At 60.2% G+C, this 16,729-nt stretch carries 11 protein-coding genes; 8 read left to right on the top strand and 3 right to left on the bottom strand.

Features of this window, described 5'->3' with window-relative positions; genetic code table 11:
- Positions 1–4 precede the first annotated feature (4 nt).
- The 4 genes from HMPREF3011_RS10355 to HMPREF3011_RS10340 all read left to right on the top strand — a co-directional run bounded on the left by HMPREF3011_RS10355 (position 5) and on the right by HMPREF3011_RS10340 (position 3,178).
- The gene (locus HMPREF3011_RS10355; RefSeq protein WP_016421781.1) at positions 5–898 is read left to right on the top strand and encodes a cation diffusion facilitator family transporter; all 894 of its coding nucleotides are present in this window, start codon (positions 5–7) and stop codon (positions 896–898) included.
- A 153-nt stretch (positions 899–1,051) separates the two neighbouring features.
- Positions 1,052–1,999, top strand: a complete 948-nt coding sequence (locus tag HMPREF3011_RS10350) for an alpha/beta hydrolase family protein (RefSeq protein ID WP_038627187.1) — start codon at positions 1,052–1,054, stop codon at positions 1,997–1,999.
- A 12-nt stretch (positions 2,000–2,011) separates the two neighbouring features.
- Positions 2,012–2,512, top strand: coding sequence for a methylated-DNA--[protein]-cysteine S-methyltransferase (locus HMPREF3011_RS10345; protein ID WP_038627189.1), 501 nt, complete (start codon positions 2,012–2,014; stop codon positions 2,510–2,512).
- 3 nt (positions 2,513–2,515) lie between these two features.
- A complete protein-coding gene (locus HMPREF3011_RS10340) occupies positions 2,516–3,178 on the top strand; it encodes a nitroreductase family protein (protein ID WP_070628745.1) in 663 nt (220 codons plus the stop codon).
- Positions 3,179–3,183: 5 nt separating this feature from the next.
- On the opposite strand, the gene HMPREF3011_RS10335 is transcribed toward HMPREF3011_RS10340, so the two are convergent.
- Positions 3,184–5,244 (bottom strand): NADPH-dependent 2,4-dienoyl-CoA reductase, encoded by a 2,061-nt coding sequence (locus HMPREF3011_RS10335; protein WP_049181231.1) that lies wholly within the window; start codon positions 5,242–5,244, stop codon positions 3,184–3,186.
- 183 nt (positions 5,245–5,427) lie between these two features.
- On the opposite strand from HMPREF3011_RS10335, the gene HMPREF3011_RS10330 reads away from it, so the two are divergent.
- Entirely contained in the window at positions 5,428–6,189 is a 762-nt protein-coding gene (locus tag HMPREF3011_RS10330; RefSeq protein ID WP_070559965.1) for an SDR family oxidoreductase, read from the top strand.
- Between the two features lie 48 nt (positions 6,190–6,237).
- A complete protein-coding gene (locus HMPREF3011_RS10325) occupies positions 6,238–6,969 on the top strand; it encodes an SDR family oxidoreductase (protein WP_070841503.1) in 732 nt (243 codons plus the stop codon).
- Between the two features lie 82 nt (positions 6,970–7,051).
- Here the strand turns inward: HMPREF3011_RS10325 and HMPREF3011_RS10320 are convergent, their stop codons facing one another.
- Together HMPREF3011_RS10320 and HMPREF3011_RS10315 are read right to left on the bottom strand one after the other, a co-directional pair.
- Positions 7,052–8,749, bottom strand: a complete 1,698-nt coding sequence (locus HMPREF3011_RS10320) for an AMP-binding protein (RefSeq protein WP_070601370.1) — start codon at positions 8,747–8,749, stop codon at positions 7,052–7,054.
- A 539-nt stretch (positions 8,750–9,288) separates the two neighbouring features.
- Positions 9,289–10,134, bottom strand: coding sequence for an HNH endonuclease family protein (locus tag HMPREF3011_RS10315; protein ID WP_246821522.1), 846 nt, complete (start codon positions 10,132–10,134; stop codon positions 9,289–9,291).
- Between the two features lie 325 nt (positions 10,135–10,459).
- Between HMPREF3011_RS10315 and gltB the strand changes: the two genes are divergently transcribed.
- Both gltB and HMPREF3011_RS10305 read left to right on the top strand, forming a co-directional pair.
- A complete protein-coding gene (gltB, locus tag HMPREF3011_RS10310; protein ID WP_070841560.1) occupies positions 10,460–15,082 on the top strand; it encodes a glutamate synthase large subunit in 4,623 nt (1,540 codons plus the stop codon).
- Complete coding sequence (locus HMPREF3011_RS10305) at positions 15,075–16,616, top strand: glutamate synthase subunit beta (RefSeq protein WP_070841501.1); 1,542 nt, start codon at positions 15,075–15,077, stop codon at positions 16,614–16,616. Before gltB ends, HMPREF3011_RS10305 begins: the two co-directional genes overlap by 8 nt.
- The last annotated feature ends 113 nt before the right edge of the window (positions 16,617–16,729 follow it).

The raw sequence follows: 16,729 nt of genomic DNA, 5'->3' as shown, positions 1-16,729 counted from the left end.
GCATATGCAGGACTTATCTCGTTTTGGTTGGCTTTCAGTGGGGGCGGCGGTCGTCACCATCGCGCTGAAGTTTTGGGGCTACACTCTAACCGGATCGGTGGGCCTGCTTTCCGACGCGACGGAGTCGATTGTCAATCTGGTTGCGGCAGTTGTCGCAATTATTGTGCTCAAGGTTATCGCGCGGCCCGCGGACCGCGACCATGAGTTCGGCCATTCCAAGGCAGAGTACTTCTCGGCCGGGCTGGAAGGTGCCATGATCTTTGTGGCGGCGGCGGCGATTATTTATGTCTCTATCGAGCGTTTGGTGCACCCGCAGCCGATTGAGCAGATCGGCCTGGGCCTCATCGTGACCGTGATTGCCTCGGTGGTTAATGGTGCGGTGGCGCTGATTCTGCTTAGGGCCGGGCGTCAGCATAACTCCCTGGCGCTGACCGCCGACGGCAAGCATCTTATGACCGATGTGTGGACCTCCGCCGGTGTTCTGGCGGGTGTGGCTCTGGTGTGGATTACTGGCCTGTGGTGGCTCGACCCGATTATCGCGCTGGCGGTGGCCGTAAACATCCTGGTCACCGGTTTCAAGCTGCTGCGCGATTCCGGTAACGGCCTGATGGACAAGGCCATGGAGGGCGAGGACCGCGTGGCGGTGGACGAGATTTTGGCCTCGCACCGCAATCGGAGTCGGGGCATTGACGTTCACGAGATTCGCACTCGTGTGTCGGGGCATCAGCAGTTCATTGAGTTCCATGTGCTGGTGCCGGGCGCGTGGAGCGTCGAGCGCGGCCACGATGTGCTTACTGCGATGGAGGATGAGCTGCGGGAGCGCTTCCCGGGTGTGCATATTTCCTCGCATCTGGAGCCGATCGAGGACGAACGCGCCTATGGGGATGTGCAGTTGTAACGCGCGTGAGGCAGCTCGTTAGAGGCTAAAAGAACGCGCAGTACCCAAAGTGAGCCAAATTCCACGAAAGCGCTGAAAGTGATGAGCCTTACACTTTAAGATTGTGTATACAAAATCATGCACTTGTTAAGTCCACTCGAAGGAACTGCATAAATGACCTCCGAAGCCTCAACCACTTCCACTGGAATTAGCCGTTTTTCCGCGAAGAGCCCGAAGTTGCCGGAGCCGTGCCCTCGGCAGGACATCATTATCCCGGCTAATGACCGCGTCCTGCTGCGCGGAACCATGTTCCGCCCGAAGGAGAACCCAGAGAACATTCCCAACGGCATCATCACCGTTCACTCCGGTACCGGTGTGCCGCAGGGTTTCTACCACCGTTTCGCTGAGACCGTGGCAGAAAAGGGCTACGGCGTTATCACCTATGACTACCGCGGAATTGGCCAGTCCGCTCTGAAGACTGACCAGAACAATGAAGACATCCGGATGTCGGACTGGATTACCAAGGATATTCCGGGTGTGATCGAGTGGGCCAAGGAGACCTACCCGGACGTGCCGCACTTCGCTGTCGGCCACGCGGTTGGTGGTCACGGCATCGCCTACGCCGGCTCCGAGGGCACCTATGACGCAGCAGCACTGGTCAACTGCCGCGGTATGCGTATTTCCAAGGTGCCGTCCGTGGCGGGCAAGGTCCGCGCATTCTTCATCTTTAACATTCTGGGCCCGATAAGCGGTTTCATTACTGGCCACATTCCGGCGTCGGCGTGGCGTCTGGCTGTTGAGCCGCCGAACGGTGTCATGCGTCAGTGGGCGCGCTGGGCTCGCAAGGAAGGCTACTTCTTCGACGATTCCGAGTTTGACTTCGCTAATCGCTTCTCCAAGGCTCCGCAGCCGTTCCTGTCCATCCGCGTTCCGGATGATTACTGGACTGAGGAGTCCTCGGCAGACCTGATTACCAATGTGATGAGCTCTGCTGAAAAGATTGAAAAGCGTCAGGCTCAGCCGGCTGGCGGCAAGGGTGTGGGGTACGGTGGTTACTTCCGCTCCGGTCACGAGAAGGAGTGGGACGAGCTGCTGGACTGGTTCCAGACCAACAAGGACTAAGTAGGAGGTTTCATGGTGATTGCCAAGGTGGAAACGCCCTTCGGTGCGCTTGGAATCGCCACCTCCGCTCGCGGGGTCGTCGAAGTCAATCTCTTAGGTCCCGTGCTTGACGACGACCCCAGCGCCGCCGACCCCGAAGCGCAGGCGGTGGCGGAACTGGCGGCGCAGCAGTTCCGCGAGTATTTTGCCGGGCAGCGCCGTGAGTTTGCGCTGCCGCTGGACTGCGACGTATTCACGCAGGATTCTTTCCGCGCTCGTGCTCTGACCGCACTGCGCGATGTGCCGTATGGCCAGGTTGTGACCTATGGCGAGCTTGCCGAGATGGCCGGCTCACCCCGTGCCGCCAGGGCTGCCGGGTCGGCCTGTGCCACCAATCCGCTGGGTATTCTGATTCCCTGTCACCGCGTGGTGCCCGCCAGTGGGGGAGCGGGATCTTTCGGTGCCTATGCCGGTGGCCGCGAAATGAAGCGCTGGCTACTCGAACTCGAAGGTTGGCCACCCGCTAATCTCTAATGCATGACTTCACATTCTCCGCGCGACCAGTTCGCCACCGAATTTGAGAACATCGTCCGCAACCGTCGTGCCACACGCGTCTATGCGGACGAACCTCTTGACGACGCTGACGTGCGCCGCCTCCTGGAGCTATCTTTGGAAGCTCCCAGCGCCTTTAACATTCAGTCCCGCGCGATTGTGCGTATCGAGGACCCTGAGGTGCGTCAGAAGGTAGTGGAAGCTGCCGGTGGTCAGAAGCAGGTTGCCAATGCGCCGCTGCTACTCGCTTTCATTGGTGAGCCGACTGGCTGGAAGCGCGGTATTCCGCGCCTGGTTGAGACCAACAAGGCCACTGGCCTGTGGGACGAAGTTGCCGCCGCTGAGCGGGAGGCCTCGATGACCTCCTTCCACGAGGCCCGCGAGAAAAAGGGTCTCTCCCGCGAGTTCGCAATCCGCGACGCCATGATTGCCGCTTCTTTCGCTATGGTCACTGCCAGCGCCTTTGGTTGGGCTAGCTCCCCGATGACGGGCTTTAGTGAGCAGAAGGTCAAGGAAGCTATCGGTGCCGGTGACACCGATGTGGCGGTAGCGCTGTTGCTGGCCATCGGTGTCCCGGGTGAGTTCCCGGCTCACCCGGGCCGTTTCGAGTTCGAGCAGCGCGCCTACACCGACCGCTACGAGGGGTAGCGGCCCTACAGCGCGAGCGCTACTTCGACGGCCTGGCGGATGGCACGCTTTGCGTCCAGTTCAGCGGCCACGTCTGCGCCACCGATGATGGTGACATTGGAGTTATCGCCGGTGACGCTTTCGCGATCCTTGTCGCCCAGGCAGTCCAGATTGGATACCTGGCCAGTACAGACAATCACGTTGTCAACTGCGATGACCTGTGACTTTTCATCGATGGTGATGTGTAGACCCTCGTCATCGATACGGTTGTAGGTGACGCCGGTGTACTGCTTGACACCGGCCTTCTTAATCTCCGCACGGTGAACCCAACCAGTGGTCTTGCCCAGGCCCTTGCCGATGCGGGAGGTCTTGCGCTGCAGCAGGTGCACCTCGCGCTCGACCTCAAACTCCTCAGCCGCGCCGGAGACCGTGCCCGGCTTGGTCAGACCCGCGCGGAACTCCGCTGGGTCACCGACGCCCCAGGCGTCCTTCCAGGCCTCGATGGTCTGGTTCGGCTTGCGCGTGAGGTACTCACACACGTCCACACCGATACCACCAGCACCGATGACGGCCACCTTGTTACCGGCCTGCTTCGCACCCGAGAGCAGCTCGTCGTAGCGAATGACCTTCTCGTGGTCGATACCGTCAATGCCCGGGATTCGTGGGGTGACACCCGTGGCCACAATCACGTGGTCAAACTTGGTCTTGAGCTCGTCGACGTCGGCACGCGTGTTCAGGTGAACCGGAACTTCGAGCACCTCCAGGCGACGTGAGAAGTACTTCAGCGTCTCGCCGTAGTCCTCCTTGCCCGGAATCTGTGCGGCGAGGTTGAACTGGCCACCAATCTGATCGGCGGCCTCGAAAATCTCCGGCTGGTGACCGCGCTGAGCTGCGGCTTCCGCGAAAGCGAGTCCAGCCACACCAGCGCCGATGACGGCGACGCGCTTGGCCTTGTCCTTCGCAACCGGCACGGATACCAGCTCGGTTTCGTAAGCCGCCTTCGGGTTGACCAAACAGGTGGAGCGCTTGGCCGCGAAGGTGTGGTCCAGGCAGGCCTGGTTACAGGCGATACAGGTGTTGATCTGGTCAGCTCGACCATCGCCCGCCTTGATGGCGAAGTCCGGGTCAGCCAGCAGTGGGCGGGCCATGGAAATCAGGTCCGCATTGCCGTCAGCGAGGATCTTCTCCGCAACCTCAGGGCGGTTGATTCGGTTGGAGGCTGCGACCGGGACGTCGACAAGCGAACGGAGACGACCAGTCAGATCCGTGAATGCGGCGCGCGGCACGGACGTAACGATGGTGGGGACGCGTGCTTCGTGCCAGCCGATGCCGGTGTTGAAGACATCGACGCCAGCCTCGACCAGACGCTGCGCGAGTTCAGTGGTCTCGGACCAGGTCTGGCCGTCTTCCACCAGGTCAAGCAGCGAAATGCGGTATTGAAGCAGGAAGTCCTCGCCCACTTCGGCGCGAATGCGGCGAACAATTTCGATGGGCAGACGCATGCGAGCCTCGGCGCTGCCGCCCCAGTTGTCCGAGCGGTGGTTAGTGCGCTCGGCCAGGAATTGGTTGAGCAGGTAACCCTCGGAGCCCATAACCTCAATGCCGTCGTAACCAGCGCGTTTCGCGAGCTTCGCAGCGCGGACATAAGCGCCAATGGTGCGTGAGACATCAAAGCCGGTGAGGCGATGAGCCTTAAACGGGCTAATCGGTGACTGACCGGTATTGGCGGAGCGAGCCAGCGGGCTGTAGCTGTAACGACCGGCGTGCAGCACCTGCAGCACGATGTGGCTGCCGTGGGAGTGCACGAGGTCAGTAACGCGGCGGTGATTGTCCGCCATGCGCTTCGACGCCATCATCGAACCGGCCGGAGTCAGCCAACCCTCGATGTTGGGAGCATAACCGCCGGTGACGATGAGTCCCACGCCACCTTCGGCACGCCGACCCAGATAGGCAGCCAGCTTAGGGATATCACGGGTGCGATCTTCCAGACCGGAGTGCATTGAACCCATGATGATGCGATTGCGCAGAGTTAGAGGACCGACGTCGAGAGGGGAGAGAAGATGTGAGAAGTGAGGCTGGTCAGACATGCAACCAGTATCGCGGTTTTAACGGCTGTGCATGCGGTGAATCGGAAAAATTTTTGCACAGTTTTATATACGTTTCACGTGGAACATCAGGTGTAAAGCACACGCAGTCTTCGGCGGAGGAAGGTGTCCTATGACTACAGTCGGGGATATCAGTAGACGCATGTAGCAAGGAGTTGAGCCCTCATGACCTCTGAAACTTCAACTAATGGCAGGAAAGTAGCTGTAGTTACCGGTGCTTCTTCCGGTATTGGTGCAGCCACTGCCAAGCAGTTCGCAGCTGAAGGTTTTCGCGTTGTGTTGGGAGCCCGCCGCGAGGACAAGCTCGAGGCTGTCGCGGAGGAGATCCGCGCTGCCGGTGGTGAACCGACAGTCTACAAGGTTGACGTCACCTCTGACGACGATGTGGTGGCGCTGGCTAAGGCTGAACCGCGTGTCGACGTGCTGGTAAACAACGCCGGTGGTGCCTGGGGCATGGAGTCGGTTGAAGGCGCTGTCGAGGAAAAATGGCGTTGGATGTACGACGTCAACGTGCTGGGCACCCTGCGCGTCACCCGCGCACTGCTGCCCGCACTGAAGACCACCAGCGGCATTGTGCTCACCGTCGGCTCGATTGCCGGTCGCCAGGTCTACACCGGCGGTGCCGGCTACAACGCCGCCAAGCACGCTGAGCGCGCCCTGGTGGAAGTCCTGCGTCAAGAGGTTGCTGTCGATGGCGTGCGCGTCACCGAAATCGATCCGGGGCGCGTCCACACCGACTTCTCACTCGTGCGTTTCGACGGCGACGAGACCAAGGCCGCAGCGGTCTACGACGGCGTTGAGTCGCTGACCGCCGATGATGTTGCCGACATCATTGTGTTCGCGGCCACCCGCCCGAATCGCGTCAACATCGACTTCCTGCAGGTGACCCCCATCGACCAGGTGGGCGGCGCGAAGCCGAAGAAGTAAGCCCAAAACCAAAGTCAAGTACATATCGACTAAATAAAGGAGCCGTGCATGAGCATCGATATTGCCGCTGATACCAAGATTGCCCTGGTCACGGGCGCAAGCCGTGGTATCGGCCTGGCGGTTGCCAAGGATCTCTCCCGTGATTACCACGTCATTGTGGCCGCTACCAGTGCTGAGTCTGCTGAGAAGGTGGCGTCGCAGTTGCCGTCGGCAAGCGTATTCGTTGCTGACCTGGGTGATGTAGACGCCGTAAACGCGGAAGTGGAAAAGCTGTTGGAGGCGCTCGGTGGGCGCGGGCTGGATGTGCTCGTGCACTCGGCGGGTGTGTACGTCGATGGGGACGTGGCGGAGGTTTCGCGTGCGGACTGGTCGCGGATTATGGACATCAACGTCGTCGCCGTCGCCGACCTGACCCGCCAGCTGCTGCCGGCGCTGCGCAAGGCGGAGGGCACGCTGGTGACCATCAACTCGGGCTCGGGATTCCGCGCTTCAGCTGGTACTTCGCCGTATGCAGCGTCGAAGTTCGCGCTACGGGCGTTCACCGATGCGCTGCGCGAGGAAGAGCGTGGCGCGGTACGAGTCAGCTCCGTGCACCCCGGACGCGTCGATACCGATATGCAGGTTCAGCTGCAGTCAAATTGGCACCGCGATGATGCGGATTGGCGTTACGACGGCACGAAGTTCATGCGGCCTGAATCGATCGCAGCCGCAGTACGTCTGGCCGTTGATACCGGAGCGGATGCCAACGTGGATGAAATCCAGGTGCGCCCGCGCGGATAGCCGTGTAAAAGGTAGCTGAGATAAGCAAAAAGTGTGCCCATGCGGCGGATAGCCGGTGGGCACACTTTCGTGTACACGCTTCTTACTGAGCGTCCAGGTTCAGGCGCTCGTGCATTGCCTTGACCTCGCGCGGGACAACCTTGCCGATGGCGTTGCGCGGCAGGGAGTCGACGAAGAAGACGCGGTCTGGAGTGGAGTGCTCGGCAAGAGTTTCGCGGACGTACTCGCGCAGCATGTCCTCGGTGAGGTTCTTGCCGGCCTCATTGTCCTCGCGGACAACGTAGAGGAACAGGTCAGCGAAAATCTCGTCGTTTTCGTTGCTGCCGTGGCAGAAGACGTCGGCGATGCCCGGCACCGGGCCGAGAATTTCTTCGACCTCGCGTGGGAAGACGTTCTCGCCGCCCTTGATCACCATGTCGTCGGAGCGACCACAGATGTACAGGTAGCCGTCCTGGTCGATACGGCCGAGGTCACCGATCTGGAACAGGCCATCGACGGTGGTGAACTTGTCCTTCTTGTTCAGGTAACCGATGAAGGAGAGCTCCTGAGCGGTGTGGATCATGCCAACCTCACCCGGCTCGACTTCCTTGCCGTCGTCACCCAGGATGCGAACCTTGGCGCCAATTGCCGGTCGACCTGCGGAGTCCGGGCGAGCTGCGAGGTCCGCGCCGGATGCGATGGAGCACAGGCCGGCTTCGGTGGAGCCGTAGAAGTTACAGATAACCGGACCGAAGCGGTGAGTCAGCGCGGAGACGAGCCAGCCCGGGATGGCGTTACCCGAGGAGACGATGAAGCGGAACGGGCCAATCTTGCGGTTCGGCTCCTCATCCAGAACGTCCTTGATCTGGCGCAGGAAGAAGGCCGCGGAAATCATGCCGTTACAGCCGTACTGCTCACACTGGTCAACAGCCTTCTTCGGGTCGAAGACACGCATGGTGACAATGGTGGAGCCGGTAGCCATGCCAATCAGCACATTTGCCCAGCCCCAGGCGTGGAACATGGATGCGGACTGGTGAATGACCATGTTGCGGCGCCACGGAATACGCTCGGCGATTGCACCCACAGTTGCCGGTGTCTTCGGCTCATTGCGCAGGACACCCTTCGGGATGCCGGTTGTGCCGGAGGACATGATGATGATGCGTCCCTGCTCCGGCTTCGGATCTAACTTGGCGTTCGATGTACGACCTTCTTCAATGAGGTCTTCCATGAACAGGAAGTTCTTGCCCGCGTTCTTGCGGGTCTCCGGCTTGGTCACGGAGGTAATAACGACGGTGACATCGTCGAGGTCTTCCGGCAGATTGCCCAGGAACTCGTCATCGACGAATAGGAACTTGGCCTTGTTCTGGTCAACGACGCCGCGAATCTGAGTCGGGCCGGAGCCGATATTCATCAGCATAATTTCGGAGCCGATGAATCCCTTGATGGCCATCGGCAGGATGATGCCGCGGCCGTTACGTGCGATAACGCCGAAGCTGGACTTCTGGGTCATGCCACGGTCCATCAAGGCGCGAGCCAGGGCGTGAGCGTTGTCCAGCAGCTGAGAATAGGTCAGCTCGCCGTCATCATCGACAAGGGCGAGGCGATCCGGGTAGCGCAGCGCACTCATGGAAATAAGGCTGGCGACGGAGAACTTCAAGCGACGCAGGTAATCGAGGATCTTCGGCGCCGTCTTCGGAGTCATGTACAGGGCGCCGGTACGCAGGAGTGGTGGAATCGACTGGGCAAAAGCCTTGATTTGGAGCCCAAGTGGTACTTCCGGAGCCTTCATTTCAGCTGCCATGGGTGAGAATCCTCCAAGATGATGGACAAGCGATTAATAGCGCCAAGCGACTCTTTAGTCACATTGACACCATCAGTCACGATAGTGCGATTTTGTAACAACCAGACTTTAACAAACCTGTGCCGCGTCAAAAAGTAGTTTCGACGAAGAAAAATAAAAATACGCAATCAGTGTGCGCAATGCTTTACGACGGATACCTTTTTCGCGAACGGACTCGAGGATACAGTGTTATCAAACGGTTATAAACCGATGGAAAGCGGCGAATATAACGAAATGATAACACTGTGGTAACGAAATCAATTCCGATATTGACCTATATAACTCTATGAGCCCTGGGGTTTTCGGCTGGTTTGTTTGAGGGGGCGGGCAGTGGCTGAATGGCGGTCGCCCCCAGAAATTAGGGGGCTAGGAATCTTCAAAAAAATAGAAATGTTCGCGACTAGGAGGGGCGGAGGTTGCGAACACGTAGCTAAATAGGTGGCATATTCGCCGGCTTGAGCCTAGAAGCGTGGTGTCGGTGCGTGCTGGAAGCGGTTGCCCTAATTCAGGGTTAGAGCGGCAAGCGCGGGCTCATCCTCTGTTGTGCAGGTGGAGAGCCAACGGTCGATGGCATCATGCTCCGCCTGCGTGATCCACAGGTGGTATTTGTGTTTTACCGCCACCTGGCGAGCGACATACTGGCAGCGAAATGGTTTGTTGGCGGGTACCCAGGAGGCGGCATCGCTATCCCGCTTTTGTTGATTAGCGGGACCATCGACGGCCAAGAGGTTGAGGGGGTCATTGGCAAAGTCCTGCCGAACCTCAGGTGAGAGCTGCTGTGCTCCCTTTTGCCAGGCGTCGCTCAAGGCTACAACATGGTCGATTTGCACGGCGGAAGAGGTGTCGCGGCCGCGCTGGAACTCAATCATCGTGCCGGTGTAGGGGTCCAGTAATTGCCCCGAAACTACGACGCAATCGCGAGTATTTGGTTTGTACTCCTTATTAATAAGGTCACGATTCAAAATGTCGTTCCGTGTGTCACATCCGTTGTGGCCAAACTCGGCAGAGACGTCATCACTCCAACGTTGCCCGAATTCATCGCGCGCGTAGCCGGTTTTCGGTGCGCGCCCTTTTATCTCCAGCTGGTTGAGGGCGCTACGGATGCCGTCGATAGGCGATGTGCTGGGCGCTGGGGTGTCGGGGGCGTCTGGGGTGTGGGGCGCTTCAGGAATCTCGGGCGCGGGTTCCGCTGGCTCGGGCGTGAATGCGGGTGCCGGTGCCGGGCTGTACGACCGGCTCTCTGGAGTGGGGTCTATGGGAGCCGTGCAGCCGCTGAGGATTGTCGCTGTGCCGATAAGGAGGGCGAGGCCCTGTAATGGCGAGCGGAAACGACGGTTGGCGAGCATGGAGCTAACCATAGCGGTAGGAGCGGATTGGGTATGGAGGGGGTTTGCTAAAGAATCGAACAACTGTGCGTGGATAGTGGGGGTGGTAGCTCGATTAGGGGGAGTTGAAGTTAAAACCGGTAGTAAAAGCCCGGTTTTTATCGAATGGCACTGTCAACCTAGCTCCTTCGGGGGTGGGCAAATACAGGTAATTCCCTAAATACGTATTGCAATACGCTTAGATGAAAGTACATTGTTAAAAGAGTTGGAAATATAGATAACCCGTGTCCCCCAATTGGCACATTGCACCTATAAGGGGAAAACAGCCATGACAGCTAAGACAGCCATGACTCTGACCGAAATAGCGACCACATTGCCTCGTGGTCCTCAGAGGGAAGGTCTCTACCACCCGTCGAACGAACACGATGCGTGTGGCGTGGCCTTTGTCGCCGACATTTACGGTCGCCAGACCCATGACATTGTGGAAAAGGGCATTCAGGCACTGGTCAACCTCGACCACCGCGGTGCCGCCGGTGCAGAGAAAACCACCGGCGACGGTGCCGGCATTCTCATTCAGGTGCCGGATGCCTACTACCGCGCTGAGCTGAGTAAAGAAGGCGTCATTTTGCCGCCGGCTGGCACCTACGCCACCGGTATTGCGTTCCTGCCGCAGTCGCGCATGGCCACTCTCGATGCCATCCGGGCTATTGAGGACATCTGCGCCGAAGAGGGCATCGAGATCTTGGCATGGCGCGATGTGCCGATTAACGCTGACGGGCTTGGCCAGATGGCTCGCCAGGCTATGCCGGTGCTGCGTCAGCTCTTCGTTACCGCGAAGAACTACGAGGGGCGTCAGCTCAGCGATATTGATCTCGACCGCAAGATGTTCTTCCTGCGTAAGCGCTGCGAGCGTGAGCTGGGTGAACAGGGGGCCGGCGAGGGCTCTGGTGGCGACACCGTGTACTTCCCGTCACTGTCCAGTCGCACAATCGTCTACAAGGGCATGCTGACCACCCCGCAGCTGAAAGATTTCTACCTTGACCTGCAGCAGAAGGAAGTCACCTCTGCGCTGGCTATCGTGCACTCTCGTTTTTCCACGAACACTTTCCCGTCCTGGCCACTGGCGCACCCGTACCGCTACGTCGCTCACAATGGTGAAATCAACACCGTGCGCGGCAACGAGAACTGGATGCGCGCCCGCGAGTCGCTGATTCGCTCTGGCAAGCTGGGCAATATCGACCGCGCGCTGCCGGTGTGCGACCCCAACGGTTCTGACACTGCGCGTTTCGACGAGGCCCTGGAGCTACTGCATCTCGGTGGTCGTAGTCTCCCGCATGCGGTCATGATGATGGTTCCGCAGGCCTGGGAGCACGACGATAACCTCAGCCCGCAGGTTCGCGCGTTCTACGAGTACCATGCCTGCCTGATGGAGCCGTGGGACGGCCCCGCCGCCATCTGCTTTACCGACGGCCAGGTCATAAAAAAAACCCTGGATCGCAATGGCCTGCGCCCGGGGCGCATCTGGGTGACCGACGAGGGCCTGGTGGTGATGGCCTCCGAAGCTGGTGTCTTGGATATCCCGCCGGAGCAGATTGTGCAGCGCACGCGCGTACAGCCGGGGCGTATGTTCCTGGTGGACATGAAAGCCGGTCGCATTATTGAGGACAAAGAGATTAAGTCCACGCTGGCCGCCACTGGTCCCTACGAGGAATGGATCAAAGAGGGCCTAGTCGACATCACCGACCTGCCGCGAGAGCGCTACCAGTACATGCCGCACGCCCGCGCAGTATTGCGTCAGCGCGTCTTCGGCATCACCGAGGAAGACGTTGACCTAATTATCCGCCCGATGGCACTCACCGGCGCGGAGGGCCTGGGGTCGATGGGTTCGGACACGCCGATTGCAGCACTGTCCAACCGCCCTCGCATGCTGTTCGACTTCTTCTCGCAGCGGTTCGCGCAGGTGACCAACCCGCCGCTGGACTCGCTGCGCGAAAAGTCCATCACCAGCATGAATACGTTGCTGGGGGCAGAGACCAACATCTTGGAGCCCACTGCCGATGCCGCCCGTCGTATCCGGCTAGAGCAACCAATCCTGGACAACCACGAATTTGTCACCCTGTGTCAGGCGGGCAAGAACGAGGAGTACTCCGAGTTCTGCGCCGAGGTCATCTCCGGCCTGTACCCAGTCGCCCGCGGTGGCCGTGGCCTGCGCAACGCTATTCGTCGTGTCCGCCGTGAGGTCTCTGAAGCCATTGACCGTGGTGCCCGACTGATTGTGCTGTCTGACCGTGAGTCCAACGAGCGCTTTGCGCCGATCCCGTCGCTGCTGCTGACCTCCGCGGTCCACCACCACCTGGTGGAGGAACGCACTCGCACGCGCGCCAGCCTCATCATTGAGGCTGGCGACGCACGCGAGGTGCACCACATGGCCATGCTGCTGGGCTTTGGCGCCGATGCCATTAACCCATACATGGCTTTCGAAACCATCGATGAGCTGCGTATGAAGGACCAGCTCGGTGATCTGACGCTGGATCAGGCCTGCTCGAACTACTGTAAGGCCGCCTCCAAGGGCGTGCTGAAGGTCATGTCCAAAATGGGTATCGCCTCACTGCAGTCCTACCGTGGCGCACAGCTGGCCGACACCGTCGGTCTGTCGCAGGAGTTCCTGGACGAGTACTTCACCGGCGCTGTTTCTCCGCTGGAGGGCATTGGCCTCGACGAGGTCGCAGAAGACGTTGCAGCTCGTCACCGCAGCGCATTCCTGCCGCGTCCGGAAGAGCAAGCACACCGCGAGCTGGATCTCGGCGGCGAGTACAAGTGGCGCCGCGAAGGCGAGTACCACCTATTCAACCCGGAGACCATCTACACGCTGCAGCATGCGACCCGCACTGGTCAGTACGCGGTCTTCCGCGACTACACCAACAAGGTCGATGAGCAGACCAAGCAGCTGGCAACCCTGCGTGGCATGCTCGAGTTCGTCTCGGATCGCGAGCCGATCGACATTGATGAGGTCGAGCCGGTTTCCAGCATCGTCAAGCGTTTCTCCACCGGCGCGATGAGCTACGGCTCCATCTCTGCGGAGGCACATGAGACGCTGGCCATCGCTATGAATCGCCTGGGTGCGATGTCCAATTCCGGCGAGGGCGGCGAAGATCCAGACCGTTTCGAAATGGAGGCCAACGGCGATTGGAAACGCTCTGCCATCAAGCAGGTAGCTTCGGGTCGCTTCGGTGTGACCAGCCATTACCTGTCCAACTGCACCGACATCCAGATCAAGATGGCCCAGGGTGCAAAGCCCGGCGAAGGTGGCCAGCTGCCACCGAACAAGGTCTACCCGTGGATTGCGGAAGTGCGCATCACCACCCCGGGCGTGGGTCTGATCTCGCCACCACCGCATCACGACATCTACTCGATTGAGGATTTGGCGCAGCTCATTTACGACCTCAAGAACGCCAATCCGCGCGCCCGCATTCACGTGAAGCTCGTCTCCGAGCAGGGTGTGGGTACTGTCGCCGCTGGTGTGTCGAAGGCGCATGCCGACGTTGTGTTGATCTCCGGCCACGATGGCGGCACCGGCGCCTCGCCGCTGACCAGCCTCAAGCACGCCGGTGGTCCGTGGGAGCTGGGGCTCGCTGAAACCCAGCAGACCCTGATGCTCAACGGGTTGCGCGACCGCATCCGCGTGCAGTGCGATGGCCAGCTCAAGACCGGTCGCGATGTCGTGGTCGCGATGCTGTTGGGCGCTGAGGAGTTTGGTTTTGCCACCGCTCCGCTGGTGGTTGAGGGCTGCGTCATGATGCGCGTCTGCCACCTGGACACCTGCCCAGTCGGTATTGCCACCCAGAATCCGACGTTGCGGAGCAAGTTCACCGGTCGTGCCGAGCACGTGGTCAACTTCTTCACCTTCATCGCCCAGCAGGTCCGTGAATACCTCGCTGAGCTGGGTTTCCGCACCATCGATGAAGCGGTCGGACATGCCGAGTGCCTGCGTCCGCGCAAGAATTTGGGCAACCTTCCGCGCGTCGCAAAGCTTGACCTGGAGCGAATCCTGCACGTTGCCGAGAGCCCCTTCTTCGTGGACCAGGATTCCTACTGCACGAAGGCGCAGGACCACGGGCTTGAGGGTGCGTTGGACGAGCGCCTCATCGACGAAGCGCAGCCCGCGCTGCGTACGGCGCGCGCGAATGGGTTGGCGCCGACGCCAGTGGCGCTGCACCACGCCATCAGCAATGTGAACCGTTCCGTGGGCACGCGGCTCGGGTACGAAGTCACCAAAGTCGCAGGTAAGCAGGGGCTTGCCGACGACTCCATCGTCGTCAACCTGCTCGGTTCCGCCGGTAACTCGCTGGGCGCGTTCCTGCCGGCCGGTGTGACTATCAAGCTGGAGGGCGATGCCAACGACTTCGTCGGCAAGGGCCTATGCGGAGGCAAGATTGTGGTCCGACCTTCACGTTCGACCCCGCCAACCGCGGATGTGGCTACCGACACGATTGCCGGCAACGTCATTGGTTTCGGTGCCACTAGCGGTGAAATCTTCGTCCGCGGCACCGTCGGCGAGCGCTTCTGCGTGCGTAACTCCGGTGCCACGGCCGTGGTCGAGGGCATCGGTAACCACGGTTGCGAGTACATGACCGGTGGCCGCGTCGTAGTGGCGGGCCCGGTCGGTCACAACTTCGGCGCCGGTATGAGTGGCGGTATCGCCTACCTGCTGGATAACGAGGCGACGCGGGCGAACATCAACACCGAGTTGGTCGACATCGTGCCTCTCGACGATGAGGACATCAGCTGGCTGGAGGCAACGCTGTCGAAGCACCGCAAGCTCACGGGTTCTAAGACTCGGTTCCCGGCCGCACAGTTCATCAAAATTATGCCGCGTGATTACGCCCGAATTCTCGACGTAGTCGCGAAGGCAAAGGACAACGACGCTGACATCAACGAGGCAATCATGGAGGCAGTAACCAATGGCTGATCCGAAGGGTTTCATGAAATTCCAGCGCGAAGAGCCTGCTCATCGCCCGGTTCCGCTGCGTCTGATGGACTGGAAAGAGGTCTATGAGGAGGCTAGTCAGGAGCACCTGCAACAGCAGGCTTCTCGCTGCATGGACTGCGGCGTGCCGTTTTGTCACTCGGCTTGCCCGCTGGGCAACATCATTCCGGAGTGGAATGACCTGGTTCGTCAGAACCGCTGGCAAGAGGCTTTCGAGCGCTTGCACGCCACCAATAACTTTCCCGAGTGGACCGGTCGCCTGTGTCCGGCTCCGTGCGAGGGTGGTTGTGTGCTCGGCATCAACGACGATGCGGTGACCATCAAGAATATCGAGTTGGCTATCGTCGAGCGCGGTTTCGATGAGGGGTGGGTGCAGCCGATTGTGCCGACTTTCGACACCGGCCAACACATTGCTGTCATCGGCTCCGGGCCGGCGGGCCTTGCTGCAGCACAGCAGCTCACTCGCGCCGGGCATGATGTCACGGTCTTCGAGCGTGACGACAAGATCGGTGGTCTGATGCGCTACGGCGTTCCGGACTACAAGATGGAGCAGCGTTACCTCGACCGTCGCCTTGAGCAGATGGAAATCGAGGGCACTGAGTTCCGCACCAACATCTCACCGACAGCCGCTGACCTGGCCGATTTCGATGCAGTGGTCCTAGCTACCGGCGCCTCGCTGGCCCGCGACCTGCCCGTTGATGGCCGTGACCTCGAGGGCATTCACCAGGCTATGGAGTACCTGCCGGGTGCCAACCGCGTTGCCGTAGGCGAGCTCGACAGCCCGCCAATTGATGCCAAGGGCAAGAAGGTTGTCGTCATTGGCGGTGGCGACACCGGTATTGACTGCTTTGGTACCGCGCTGCGTCAAGGTGCTGCGTCCGTCACGCAGTTCGATATCCGTCCGCGGGCTCCGAAGTCCCGTGCGGCGTCGACTCCGTGGCCGATGTACCCGCTGGTCTGGCGCGTGGCGACTGCCCACGAAGAAGGTGAGTACACCATCACCGGTTCCGAGCCGCCAGAGGTTACCGAGGCACTCGGGCGCAACGCCCGCGTTACCGGTGAGACGCTGGGCAAGCGCGTCTTCAACGTCAACACCGTCTCCTTCCACGGCGAGGACGGCCACGTAACCGGCCTGTCTGCTAACGAGGTTGAGGTCATCGACGGAAAGCGCGTGCCCATGGAGGACACGGATTTCGAGCTCGATGCCGACCTAGTTCTCATTGCTCTGGGCTTCTCCGGTCCGGAGCGCGGGGGCTTGCCGCATGAGCTGGGTATTCAGTTCAACGATCGCGGTGTGATGATGCGTGACGACGACTACCTTGCCGTGCGCAGCGACATCGAGCAGAACTTCGACGGTCCGGTGTTCGTGGCCGGTGACAATGGCCGCGGTGCCAGTTTGATTGTGTGGGCTATCGCCGAAGGCCGCGCCTGCGCCGAGGCCGTGGACCAGTACCTGATGGGCGAGTCCAACCTTCCCCGTGCAGTTGAGCCGACTGACGCTCCGATTAAGTTGTAAACCCTGGTTTAGTTCACCACTATGTTGCCGCGTGCCCCCATTTCGGCATGCACCATCTGGTGGTCAACAAAGTGGTACGTGCCTGGCTCCGGGAATTCGGCCTCAACATAACC

The sequence above is a fragment of the Corynebacterium sp. HMSC074C04 genome (assembly GCF_001838295.1).
GTDB classification, from domain to species: Bacteria; Actinomycetota; Actinomycetes; order Mycobacteriales; family Mycobacteriaceae; genus Corynebacterium; species Corynebacterium amycolatum.
This window is presented reverse-complemented; position numbering and strand designations above follow the sequence as displayed.

Bases quoted from the DNA above. Each gene is read 5' to 3' on its own strand.
- HMPREF3011_RS10355 (WP_016421781.1), top strand. From the start codon at position 5: ATGCAGGACTTATCTCGTTTTGGTTGGCTTTCAGTGGGGGCGGCGGTC.
- HMPREF3011_RS10340 (WP_070628745.1), top strand. From the start codon at position 2,516: ATGACTTCACATTCTCCGCGCGACCAGTTCGCCACCGAATTTGAGAAC.
- HMPREF3011_RS10345 (WP_038627189.1), top strand. From the start codon at position 2,012: ATGGTGATTGCCAAGGTGGAAACGCCCTTCGGTGCGCTTGGAATCGCC.
- HMPREF3011_RS10305 (WP_070841501.1), top strand. From the start codon at position 15,075: ATGGCTGATCCGAAGGGTTTCATGAAATTCCAGCGCGAAGAGCCTGCT.
- HMPREF3011_RS10315 (WP_246821522.1), bottom strand. From the start codon at position 10,134: ATGCTCGCCAACCGTCGTTTCCGCTCGCCATTACAGGGCCTCGCCCTC.
- gltB (WP_070841560.1), top strand. From the start codon at position 10,460: ATGACTCTGACCGAAATAGCGACCACATTGCCTCGTGGTCCTCAGAGG.
- HMPREF3011_RS10330 (WP_070559965.1), top strand. From the start codon at position 5,428: ATGACCTCTGAAACTTCAACTAATGGCAGGAAAGTAGCTGTAGTTACC.
- HMPREF3011_RS10320 (WP_070601370.1), bottom strand. From the start codon at position 8,749: ATGGCAGCTGAAATGAAGGCTCCGGAAGTACCACTTGGGCTCCAAATC.
- HMPREF3011_RS10335 (WP_049181231.1), bottom strand. From the start codon at position 5,244: ATGTCTGACCAGCCTCACTTCTCACATCTTCTCTCCCCTCTCGACGTC.
- HMPREF3011_RS10350 (WP_038627187.1), top strand. From the start codon at position 1,052: ATGACCTCCGAAGCCTCAACCACTTCCACTGGAATTAGCCGTTTTTCC.
- HMPREF3011_RS10325 (WP_070841503.1), top strand. From the start codon at position 6,238: ATGAGCATCGATATTGCCGCTGATACCAAGATTGCCCTGGTCACGGGC.